Origin of the sequence: Eubacterium sp. AM05-23 (assembly GCF_003477535.1) — a bacterium.
GTDB lineage: Bacteria > Bacillota > Clostridia > Eubacteriales > Eubacteriaceae > Eubacterium > Eubacterium maltosivorans.
In genome coordinates, this window is sequence record NZ_QUDF01000012.1 from 1 (window position 1) to 12,508 (window position 12,508).

Annotated in this window: 8 protein-coding genes; all 8 read right to left on the bottom strand. The window is 43.7% G+C overall.

The window, feature by feature from the left end; all coding sequences use genetic code 11:
• Positions 1-347: 347 nt before the first annotated feature.
• The 8 genes from DW091_RS15310 to DW091_RS15345 all read right to left on the bottom strand — a co-directional run bounded on the left by DW091_RS15310 (position 348) and on the right by DW091_RS15345 (position 12,257).
• Positions 348-2,108, bottom strand: coding sequence for a glycoside hydrolase family 13 protein (locus DW091_RS15310; RefSeq protein WP_224168817.1), 1,761 nt, complete (start codon positions 2,106-2,108; stop codon positions 348-350).
• 176 nt (positions 2,109-2,284) lie between these two features.
• Positions 2,285-3,718 (bottom strand): glycogen synthase GlgA, encoded by a 1,434-nt coding sequence (gene glgA, locus DW091_RS15315; protein ID WP_096920820.1) that lies wholly within the window; start codon positions 3,716-3,718, stop codon positions 2,285-2,287.
• 2 nt (positions 3,719-3,720) lie between these two features.
• Positions 3,721-4,833, bottom strand: coding sequence for a glucose-1-phosphate adenylyltransferase subunit GlgD (glgD, locus tag DW091_RS15320; protein WP_058693521.1), 1,113 nt, complete (start codon positions 4,831-4,833; stop codon positions 3,721-3,723).
• Between the two features lie 13 nt (positions 4,834-4,846).
• Complete coding sequence (locus DW091_RS15325) at positions 4,847-5,971, bottom strand: glucose-1-phosphate adenylyltransferase (RefSeq protein WP_082669203.1); 1,125 nt, start codon at positions 5,969-5,971, stop codon at positions 4,847-4,849.
• Complete coding sequence (locus DW091_RS15330) at positions 5,968-8,415, bottom strand: glycogen/starch/alpha-glucan phosphorylase (protein ID WP_118518598.1); 2,448 nt, start codon at positions 8,413-8,415, stop codon at positions 5,968-5,970. Before DW091_RS15330 ends, DW091_RS15325 begins: the two co-directional genes overlap by 4 nt.
• Positions 8,416-8,435: 20 nt before the next feature.
• A complete protein-coding gene (glgB, locus tag DW091_RS15335; RefSeq protein ID WP_118518599.1) occupies positions 8,436-10,445 on the bottom strand; it encodes a 1,4-alpha-glucan branching protein GlgB in 2,010 nt (669 codons plus the stop codon).
• A gap of 165 nt (positions 10,446-10,610) precedes the next feature.
• Positions 10,611-11,429, bottom strand: a complete 819-nt coding sequence (locus DW091_RS15340; protein ID WP_118518600.1) for a YihY/virulence factor BrkB family protein — start codon at positions 11,427-11,429, stop codon at positions 10,611-10,613.
• A 3-nt stretch (positions 11,430-11,432) separates the two neighbouring features.
• Entirely contained in the window at positions 11,433-12,257 is an 825-nt protein-coding gene (locus DW091_RS15345; protein ID WP_058693525.1) for a YihY/virulence factor BrkB family protein, read from the bottom strand.
• Positions 12,258-12,508 lie beyond the last annotated feature (251 nt).

Genomic DNA, 12,508 nt, shown 5'->3' on the forward strand with positions numbered 1-12,508 from the left:
GGATAGGACATCGCGGGGTCTTTTTGCGTTCAAGCTTAAGCCGCGCAAAAAAAAGATGGTGAGTGGCCCGTGCAAGTGTACTTGCAAAGGGCCAATGACCATCTTTTTTTTATGGGGCGCAGCCCCCGACTGGAGTGTCTGCAGGACACGGAAGTGCGCGGCGTCACAGCCCGCAAGCCTTCCAATAGGAGGCCCGCGCAAGCCTGCTTGCAAAGGGCCAATGACCATCCTTTTTTTATGGGGCGCAGCCCCCGACTGGAGTGTCCGCAGGACACGGAAGTGCGCGGCGCCACAGCCTTTTCCCCCCGAATACGTGTCCGTCAAAAAAAGCCCCTTGAGTTATTAACTCAAGGGGTTAAATATTTAGAAGGAATAATTCCCTTCTCCTTATACTCATTGCCGTGTAAAATAATGCGTCCTCCGACAACCTTATAAATTTTTGCTGACAAAGGTTCTAAAATAATCTGATTCAGATTTTCCTGCTTATTGGTAAGCAGATCAATACCTTCACGGTCTTTAACCGCACCATGGCTGAAGCAGCGACTTTTGACAGTATTACGGTTAAAAAGGCAGAGGTAGCTTTCATCTTTGAGGTCACGTACATAAGCAAAAACGTCATCCTTGCAGGGAAGCGGATACCATGAGCCCCGTTGGAAGGCTTTGTGCTTTGCCCTCAGGGCGGTTATTTTTTTGTACCATTCTAAAATTTCCGTATCTTCATGGCCCCATGGATATGTACCCCGGTTAAAAGGATCTTCATAACCCTGAAGACCGGCTTCGTCGCCGTAATAGATACAGGGAACGCCCGGAAAGGTTAGTTGGATCAGGCTTAAAACTTTTAAACGTTTTTTGGCCAGATTGTATTGTTCCTGGGTCAGCCTATAGTGCTCTTTGTCGCTTTCTTTAGAAAGTGTGGGTGCTTCTCCCAGAATTGTCAGGATACGCATACGGTCATGAGAGCCGATCAAGTTCATATTCCCCTTAAATTGCCCTCTGGGATAGTTTTCATAGAGTGACATCATCAGACGTGCAGTTTCCCGAGAGCCTTTATAACCCATCATAAAATTAATGAGTGCGTCGCGAAAAGGATAATTCATCACTGCGTCCAGCTCATGACCATAAAAATACCGGCGCAAAACGCCATAGGCCACCTTTCTGGAGGCGTCTTCCCAGACCTCACCGATGAGAACAGCGTCTTCCTTTTCCTGCAGCATGGCGGTTTTTATCCCCTCGATAAATTCGTCCGGGAGCTCGTCGGCGACATCAAGCCGCCAGCCTGAAGCACCGGCCTTCAGCCATCTTCGGATCACTGAATTTTCATTTTCAAAAATAAAATCCTTATATTCAGGTGTTAATTCTTCAACGTTGGGCATTGATTTGACACCCCACCAGCATTCGTATTCGTTTGGATAATCATTAAAGCGGTACCAGGAATAAAAAGGAGAATCCTTTGACTGGTAAGCCCCCAATCCGGGATAATTTCCGTATTTGTTAAAGTAAATGCTGTCGTCCCCGGTGTGGCTGAATACACCGTCTAAAATGACGCGTATACCGCGTTTTTTTGCTTCGGCACATAACTGTTCAAAAAGTTCTGTATTGCCGAATTCCGGGGCAATATGAAGATAATTTGCCGTATCATACTTGTGGTTGCTGCTGGATTCAAAGATAGGATTGAGATATAAGATTGAGATATTCAGTTCTTTTAAATAATCAAGCTTTTCGATGATTCCCTGAAGGGTGCCTCCGAAGAAATCCCAGTACTCGATATTTCCCTGACTATCACGAAAATAATGGGGGCTGTCGCTCCAGTTACCGTGAATAAGCGACTGTTTTTTATACTGGGGCTCAAAGGTTTTCTTTTCGCCCTTATTAAAGCGGTCGGGAAAAATTTGATACATGATACCATCTGTGTACCACGCTGGCATCTCACGGACCTTGTCATAGAGTGTAATCTGATAGGAAGGTGGAAAGGCTTCGTAAATCTGTCCCTCGCCGCCCAGGGTGTCATTCTGTGTGCCGTAGCAGTAGCTGCGGCCGTTCTGCTCATAACAAAAATCGTACCATAAAACACCTGGCTGATCGGGTAATGTGAGTGTGTACTCCATCATGTCAGGAAATTTCGATGGTACCATGTCGTAAAAGTGTTCGATTGAATTGTAGTATGTCCTTAATTTAACATTGACAGCGTGTGTGGTATAAACACGAATCGTAGCTTGGGAGCCTGACGGAAGTGCTCCGAAAGGCTCCTTAAATCTTAAATCCCAGGAATTGTGTCTAAAATTCATTATGATAATTTACCTGTTACTTTCTTGTAGTAGTATAGATAGGTTTCGGCGGAAATCTTCCAGTCGAAATTTGATTTTGATGCGTTGGTCATGAGTGTCTTCCACAACTCGGGCGCGTCATAATACAGACCAACAGCCCGCTGTAGGGTAAAGAGCATATCATGCGCATTGTAGGTGGCAAAGCTAAAGCCATTGCCTTCTTTGGTTTCTTTGTCAAAATAGTGTACGGTGTCCTTCAGACCGCCTGTTTCCCGAACAACGGGAACAGTGCCGTAGCGCATTGCAATCATCTGAGATAAGCCGCAGGGTTCAAACTTTGAAGGCATCAGAAACATATCGCTGGCAGCATATATTTTTCGAGAGAGGTCCTCATTGAAATCAATGATGGTGATCATTTTATCTGGATAGGTATAGGCTACCTCACGCAGCATATTTTCATACTGGGCATCGCCGGTGCCAAGAACGACCATTTGGATATTCATCTGGAGGATTTCATGGATAACGGCAGCGACGAGATCAAGGCCCTTCTGCTCAACCAAACGTGTGATCATGGAAATCATCGGAACCTTCGGATTAACCGGAAGCCCCAGATAATCCTGGAGCGCTGTTTTATTTTCGGTTTTCTTTTTATAAGACCGAGTGTAGGGTACAAAGAGCGCCGGGTCCGTCTGGGGGTTATAGACGGTTTCGTCAATTCCGTTTAGAATGCCTACGGTTTTGTAGCTGATGTCGCGCATCACGCCGTCAAGGCCTTCGCCATAGTATGGATCTTTGAGCTCCTCAGCGTAGGTCGGACTGACAGTGGTTACCAGGTCAGAGGTATAAAGAGCACCCTTCATCAAGTTTAATTTCCGGTAGAACTCCATGGCAGCCGGGAAATAGTCCAGATTCAAGACACCTTTAAGATCGTCAAAACCATAGAGGCCCTGGTACTTCATGTTGTGGATGGTAAAGACAGTTTTTGTATTCAGGTAATGCCACTGATACTGTTCCTTGAGCAGGAACGGGATCAGTGCAGTCTGCCAGTCATGGCAGTGGAGTACATCCGGATAAAAATCGATATAGGGAATGGACTCGAGCACAGCGCGGCAAAAATAAACAAAGCGTTCACCATCATCGTAATAACCATACAGGTTTGGACGGTTAAAATAGTATTCGTTGTCTAAAAAATAGTAGATGACGCCATCCATTTCATATTGCTGTATACCCACGTACTGGTCACTCAGACCAACCTTAACATAGAAAATATCGATGAGTTTAAAATCTTTTTTATACTCTTCCGGGATACAGGCGTATTTTGGAAGAATAACACGGATATCGGTCTGATCCTTTGGAAAGGCCTTTGGCAATGAGCCGATCACATCGCCTAAGCCGCCGCTTTTGGCAAAGGGATAAGCCTCGGTAGCGGCAAACAAGATTTTTAATTTATCCATTGTTATATAACCATTCCTTTACTTAATACAATCGGGTTATCCTTTGTTCCGACCAGCGATGCGTTATCACGTATTTTAACGTCTTTATCAAAAATAACATAGTTCAGTTTAACGTTATTTCCAATTTCAGCTTTCTGCATGATAATGCTGTTGGATATTTCGCTGCCATATCCGATTTTGCTGTCACGGAAGAGAACGCTGTGATAAATTTTCCCCTCAACTTCACAGCCGCTGCCGACGATGGAGTTACGCACGACAGCCTCATTTTGATAAAGGGTCGGGTGGTTATCCTTGATTTTGGTATGGATGGAATTTTCATTCAGGAAAAGCTCTTTCATGATGTCGAATTCCAAAAGATCCATGTTGGCTTCGTAATATTTGGCCAGATCGTGGACACGGTTAATATAGCCGGTATGCGGCGCGCCGTATACGCGCAGGGTATCCAGATTAGCCTTAATCATATCCATCAAGTCCCATTCGCCGGTGCGTTCACCAAGCTCCATTAAATCCAGAAGAACAGATTTTTTAATGATCATCATATCTGCATAGCAATGGTCCGTCATTTTTTCCTTTTGGTAGTGGATATTGGTAATACGATACTTATCAAATTCTAAGAAAACGTCGTTGTTTTCAAAGGTGAAGCTTGGCTGTACTTTTTTAAAAATCAAGGTGACATCGCTGTTGTTTGTCTTATGGATTTTATAGGACGCGTTAAAGCTGAAGCTGGTCACCAGGTTTGGGGCCGAGATAACGACATCTTCATCACTGCTGTGTTGCAGGAATGCGCGGTTATTGTACAGATCGCGAAGGTTGATTTTCATAAGATTGCCAAAACGGACACTGCTGCTGCCCGCAAGAATAGACAAATCCTGCGTTTTACGGCTCAAGGACCATTCCTTTCCTGTCCCAAGATGATCGATGAGGGAGCTGTATTTGTGAGAGCCGACCACGCCGACATGGGAGATGCCGGAATTTACCATATTGGACAGGGTAAAGTCGATCATGCGGTAACGGCCGCCAAAGGGCAGAGTGCTGATACTGCGGTGCTGGAGCAATTCATTGAGATCTGAGTTATCGCCGTCTACATTTAAAATAATACCAATTGCTTTTTTCATTTCTGAGCACCTCCTATGAATTTAAAACGTGAATTTCAGCCGGGTTGTCACTTTCAGCAGCCACCAGGCGGACGTCACTCTTAACGTAAGCTCTTGAACCAACAATACAATTTTCCAGATGCGCGCCATCCTCAATGACTGCGCCGGTATGGACGATTGAATTTTTGAGCACAGTGTTTTTCCCAACAATAATATCGTGGGAGATAATGGAATTTTCGACGGATCCGAAAATGACACACCCATCGCAGATCAGACTGTGTTTTACTACTGCGTCCGGTCCGATAAACTGCGGATGGCGGCTGGTATTATTTGAGAAGATTCTGAAATTCCGGTCTGTCAAATCAAAATCACAGGCTGGATTGAGCAAATCCATATTGGCGTCATAGTAGCTCTGGATGGTTCCGACATCTTTCCAGTAGCCGGAGAATGGGTAGGCAAAGATCCGTTTGCCTTCTTCATGAAGCATCGGAATAACATTGTGGCCAAAGTCATTTTCAGAATCTGGATTTTCAGCATCCTCAATTAAGGCTTTGCGCAGGACGTCCCAGGTAAAGACATAAATCCCCATCGAGGCCTTGTTGCTCTTTGGTTCCGGGGGCTTTTCCTGGAATTCTAAGATACGCCTTTCGTCGTTGGTATTGACAATCCCAAAACGATGGGCCTCATCCCACGGGACATCCATTACTGCGATGGTGAGGTCGGCAGATTTCTGCTTATGAAAATTAACCATATTGGAGTAATCCATTTTGTAGATATGGTCGCCAGACAGGATGAGCACATATTCTGGATCAAAGCTGTCAATAAAGTCGATATTTTGGTAGATGGCATCAGCAGTGCCGTTATACCATCGGCCGCCCTTTTGTCCCATATAGGGAGGGAGAATGCGGACGCCGGCTCCAACCTTGTCAAGGGACCAGGCGCTACCGTCACTGATATAGTTATTCAGAATATAAGGGCGGTATTGGGTAAGGACACCGACGACGTCGATGTCAGAATTCATACAGTTGCTTAATGGAAAGTCAATAATACGGTATTTACCACCGAATAAAACGGCGGGTTTAGCGTTGTTAAATGTGAGGGATCCCAGGCGGCTTCCTTGTCCTCCAGCTAGGAGCATAGCGACACATTCGGTATTCATAATATTTCCTCCTCGTAAATGAATGGTTTGATTTTCCAGATTTCTCTCTGATAATCAGCAATAGAGCGGTCACTAGAGAACATTCCGGAATGTGCAATATTGACAGCTGACATTTGCAGCCATCTTTTTTGATCTCTGTATACGGAACTCGAGGTTGACTGGATGTCCGCATAAGAGGCAAAGTCTTTAAGTACAAAATAGGGGTCGTTATGAATCAGCAGTGAATCATAGATCGACTGGAAGGTGGATGTGTTGCCAAAAAAGCCATTAATCAGTTGTTCCAGGACTTCCCGAACCCGCGGATCGGATTCATAAATGTCCAGAGAGCGGTAGCCGCCGTGGGCATTGTAATTTGCAACTTCCACATCTGAAAGGCCAAAGGTGAAAATATTATCCATTCCCACAGCTTCAGCGATTTCAACGTTGGCGCCATCCATTGTGCCGAGTGTAACGGCACCGTTCATCATAAATTTCATGTTTCCGGTACCAGAGGCTTCCTTACCCGCCGTGGAAATCTGTTCAGAGATTTCGGCGGCAGGGTAGATCATCTCGGCAACAGAGACATTAAAATTTGGCACGAAAACGACCTTTAGGCGGTCACTGACAGCTGAGTCATTATCCACCTTGTCCGCAATGACATTGATTAGCCGGATGACCTCCTTGGCATAATAATAGGATGGTGCAGCCTTTCCGGCGAAAATATAGGTTTTCGGAACAAAATCCATATTTGGATCAGCCTTGAGCGCATTATAAAGATACATGATGTGCAGAGCGTTCAGCAGCTGCCGCTTATATTCATGAATGCGCTTGACCTGAATATCAAAGATCGAATCCGGGTTCAGCTCAATTCCCTGGGATTTCCTGATATATTCTGCCAGATGAGCCTTATTTCGATGCTTGACAGCGCCCAGCTTTTCGCAGAAAGCGGTGTCAGATGCGTATGGGAGCAGTGCCTCCAAGCTAGTTAGCTGGTTAGGCATTGCCCAGTCGGCACCAATGGTTTCATTGAGTAAGGTTTTTAATTGAGGGTTGCTGCCCATTAAAAAGCGTCTTGGCGTTACGCCATTAGTTACAGAATGAAAACGCTCTGGAAAAACCGCGTAAAAATCCTTGAAGGTTTCCTCACGCAGAATTTTACTGTGCAGCTCTGCGACGCCGTTGACAGAATGGCTGCCGATAATGGCCAGGTGTGCCATATGAACCTGACCATCCTTTAAAATGGAAATAGAATAATTGCGGGCCTCCTGGTCTGGGTAGTACCAGTTCATATCATTGACAAACCGGCGGTTGATTTCTTCAATAATCTGGTAGACACGGGGAAGCAGTTCCTTTACCATGTCAATGGGCCATTTTTCCAGCGCTTCGGGCAGTACGGTATGGTTTGTGAAGCTGATGGATTTAACGGTCATATCCCAGGCCTTGTCCCACTCATAGTTTTCCTCATCTATGAGAATCCGCATGAGTTCCGGAACACAAAGGGCGGGATGGGTATCATTGATGTGGATACAGATTTTATCAGAAAATCCATCCATTGATCCGTGATTAAACTTTTTATAGCGCCGTACAATCCGCTTCAGTCCGGCACAGACAAAGAAGTATTCTTGTTTGAGGCGAAGCTGTTTTCCTTCAAAGCCATTGTCATTGGGATATAAAATCTGGCTGATAGCCTCTGCCTCGGACCGGCGCTGCATGGCCTTTAAAAAGTGGCCCTGATTAAAGGTGGAGAGGTCAAAATCCTCTACTGGCTGCGCACTCCAGAGGCGAAGTGAATTAACGGTTTTGTTGTGATAGCCCTGAACAGGGACATCATAAGGGACGGCGAGTACCGGTTCATAATTTTCATGAATGAAAACCAGCTTGCCATTGACCATTTCAGTTCGGACATTCCCCTTATACTTTACAACAACAGACTTATCAGGCTTGGCAATTTCAAATGGATAGCCGTTTTTCAGCCAGTTATCCGCAACCTCAACCTGCTCATTATTGATGAACTTCTGTTCAAACAGGCCAAACTTATACCGGATTCCATTTCCATGTCCAGGAAAGCCCATGGCAGCGGTTGAATCCAGAAAACAGGCCATAAGCCGCCCAAGACCGCCATTGCCGAGGGCGGGATCGTGCTCTCTGGCCTGGATGGCTTCGTAATCAAGCCCAAGCTCACAGAGGACCTCAGATACAACACCATCCCATCCGAGGTTGTTAATATACGCCTTTAACAGCCTGCCGATCAGAAATTCGATGGAGAAAAAATAGATTTGTTTTTCTTCCATTTTGTGAAGCCGGCTGTTGTTGGCAGCCCATTCGGCTGTGATCTCCTCCATGACTAGTTCAGATAATGCTTGATATTGGTGCTGGGTGGTCGATTCAGAAAAATCTTCGCCGGAAACTTCTTCTACTTTTTTTATGAATGCTTTTTTAAAGCTTGTTTTTTCGAGTGTTTTCATCCGGTATCCTTTCCAGACTGCTATTTTTTCGTTTTAGCGACAGGCTTGGAAGCAGTATCTTTTGCGGTCTGCGACTTGGCAGATTTTTTTACGCTCACCGCCTTTTCAGCGGCTCCGGCAGCCTTGGATGAAGAAGCTGTCTTTGTTTTTTTAGCAGTAGCCTTCTTTTTAGTTTTTGTCGCAACACCCTTTAATACGATTGCCGCCGATGGCGGTACGCTAAGCGTTACGCTGTAAGGCTGGTTATGACAGGGTGTATCCTGCGCTTTTGCGGTTTTTTTGACAGTAAAGCCGGACCCGCCGTATTTTGGATCGTCTGTGTTGAAAACTAGACGGTAAGTTTTTTCGGCAGGCACGCCAATTTGAAAATTGGTATAGGTTAAGGGGCAGAAGTTGATCAAGATGATCAGATCATCCTCTGGATGCTTGCCCATCCGTCTGAAAACGAGAATACTCTGGCCGTTGTTGTCGGCGTCGATCCACTCAAAGCCGTCCCAGCCGTGATCCTTTTCCCAGAGTGCATTTTCCCGGGTGTAGAATTTATTCAGATCTTGTATAAAATCCTTGGTCTGGCGGTGCTTGTCATAGTCCAGCATGAACCATTCAAGAGATTCATAATAGCGCCATTCGGTGAACGGTGCAAACTCGTTCCCCATAAAGGTAAGCTTTTTACCGGAATGAAAATACATGTATGCATATAAAAGCCGAAGCTGGTCAAATTTCATTTCATACGGGCCAAACATTTTATCAATGATTGATTTTTTGCCATGGACGACCTCATCATGCGACAGAGGCAAAATGAAATTTTCGCTGAAGGCATAAGCCATTGAGAAGGTCAGTTTTGAATGAAACTGATTCCTGCAGTATGGGTCTGTTTCCATATAAGAGAGGGTATCGTGCATCCAACCCATATCCCACTTCAGGTTAAAGCCAAGACCGCCATCGTCCACAGGCCAGCTGACCTTGGGATATGCGGTGGACTCCTCAGCGGCCATAATGGCAAATGGAAAATGCTTAAGGATGGCTGTGTTCAGTTTTCTCAGAAAATCAACAGCTTCCAGACTGTCATTTCCGCCAAATTTATTTTTGCGGTACTCATCATCATAGCCGTAGTTTAGATAAATCATGCTTGCCACGCCGTCAATGCGCAGTCCGTCGATATGGTATTGGTCAAACCAGAAATAAGCGTTTGAGATTAAAAAGGTCAGCACCTCTGGTTTGGCAAAATCAAATTCCATGGTGCCCCAGTGAGGGTGCTCAGTCGCCTCATAAAGGTTTGTACCATCGAGTTTATAAAGACCATGGGCATCCTTACAGAAATGCCCTGGAACCCAGTCCAGAATAACGCTGATCCCTGCCTGGTGGCACGCGTCGACAAAATGCATTAAGCCCTGTGGCTCGCCATAGCGGCTGGTGGCGGCAAAGTAGCCGGTCAGCTGGTATCCCCATGATCCGTCAAAGGGATGCTCCATAATGGGCATCAGCTCTACGTGTGTGTAGTGCATATCTTTGAGATAGGGGACAAGTGTGTCAGCAAGTTCGTAATAACTTAAAACGGTTCCGTCCTCATGTGTTCTCCAGCTGCCGAGATGAACCTCATAAATATTGACGGGTTTTGGCTTAGAAGCATTTTTTTTACGCTGTTCAAGCCATTTTTTATCCTTCCAGCTGTATCCTTCCAAGTCCCAGAGAACAGAGGCTGTTTTTGGCTTGACCTCAGAGTAAATCCCGTAAGGATCTGATTTATAGACGGTTTCTCCATGACATTGCGTAATGCAGTATTTGTAGAGCTCACCCTTATTCAAATCAGGAATCGTGCATTCCCATACACCGCCAGAGTCCTTCTGTAAAAGCATTGGATGGGAGTCGGGGTTCCAATCATTAAAATTGCCAACGACTGAAACAGCTTGAGCGTGCGGTGCCCAAAGTCGGAAAACGACACCTTTATCTGTAAAATGAGCGCCAAAAAATTCGTAGCTTTTCAGATAAGTTCCCTCGTGAAAAAGATGGTACGCGATTTTAGGTTTCATAGTCAATCAGTCCTTTCCTAATTACAGGTTATATTGTAGATTATATGAAGATACTTTAATTAAATATAGTTTAACATAAAAAAGTATAAGAATGTTTTTATATAGGTTAATTTAAGTAAAATCTTTTTAATATATTGTACCATGAAATTTAAATTTGTAAACGTTTCATCGAGAAAAAAATACATTTATTTTTCCGCCTAAGTTTAAAATGACGCAAACGAAATAAATTCCGACTAAAAGTGCAAATAATCCACCAAAATTGCCGTATAGAAGGGTGTATTTAGAGGAGTGGTTCATAAACATTAAGAAAATGCGGAAGGCGATATTTATGCCCAGAGTTGAGAAAACAGCGCCTGGAAGTCCCTGTACAAATCTCAGATGGCGGTCTGGTGCTAAAACATAAACGCAGGTAAATAGAAATACACTTGTGACCAGGGAAAAAACCAGCGTAAAAATGTTCATTAAAATAATATTGAAGTGGTCAATGCCTAAGCGTACAAGAATATACTCACTGATGGCTTCGCTGAAGACATAGGCTGAAATGATCAAGATGATCGAAATGGCAAACAGAATTGTGAAAAGAAAGGATAAAAGCCAGATTTTTAAATGGCTTCTGCTCTCACGATTACCATAGTTTTGGTTCATTCCTGTCATGATCGCTCTCGCGGCCAGTGTTGCAAAGAAAAAGGTGAATAAAACTAAAATATAGTTGTTATCCGCAAGGTTTCTGGTCAGTGTATCAATTAAGCTGCGGACATAATCGTAGGAAAGCTGGGGAAGATACTCTTTTAGAATATCAAAGAGATAATCCTTAAACTGCACAATAAAGCGGCCGACAAAATTGATTAAAAAGATAATCAGCGGAAAGAAGGCCATGATAATATAAAAGGACATTTGGGCGCAGATGCCCCAGAAATCTGTTCTGTCCATATCCTCTACCATAAAAATGATGAATTCTGTTAGCTTTGATGTTTTGTTTTTCATGATTCACCTTCCAATCTTTTTCAGCAAAAATAAATTGACGACACAGCCAAAGGTTAGAATAATGCAGAAAACATACACAACGACAATCAAGGAAAAAGGACCTTCAATGGAACTGAACAGACTCTCTATCTGCAGATGATTTTTTATAAAAGCCTCATAAACCCCAATGATGGAGAGCCATCCCAGGCTTACGAATATGCCGCCCGGCAATGCGAAAAAGAAAGACATCCGGACAGACGGTGTGTACATATAGATGGCGGTGATAAGCAAAGCCATAATCGCGCTGATATAAATCAAAGTGAAGCCCTGCCAGAATTTGATAAAGATATCTGAAAGATTCAGGTACTCAAAAAAGGAGGTGGATATTTTCTGTGTAAAGATATACAAATAAAAAACCACTAAAATCAGAATGATAAGAATAATCAGATAGAGAATAGCCAGTCCCCAGATCAGAAAATAATTACGCTTTTCAGGTATCAGCATCACCTTGTTAATAGTTAGGATTAAAGAACGGACTGCGCAGACGGATGCGTAAAGGATAAAGAAGCCAAAGACGATATTTGCCCAATGGGAAGTCTGCGGTCCGGCGGCGTTAGCGGCAGCTGTATTAAACATTTCGTCTAAAAAGCCGGGAAATAAAACCTTCAGGCTCTCAAGGACCTGATCGTTGAGCCCTTGGGCAAACCAGCTGAAAAAATTATAGATCAGCATAATAAAAGGAATAAAAGCCAACAGCACCCGATAAGAAAGCTGTGCGGCAAGATTAAGAATGCTGTAATTTTTTTTATGATTTTTTACAAAAAAGTAGAATTCATATAAAAGCTTCATTGGACTTATTTCCTTCATTTGTGATTTAGAATAATTATACCACGAAAAAGAAATCTATAACAATGGGGTTATCAAACTAAAAGAATAGCTAAAAATGAAGTATACAATTTATATTTATCTAAAATACTGTATACATATAAAAATGAATTTCATAAGAGAATGATAAAACAAGAGTTTTTGATTATCTGTAGACGCTTTAACAAAATAAATTTTGAAAGAATTAAAAATAAAATTGCATATTTTGGATTTTT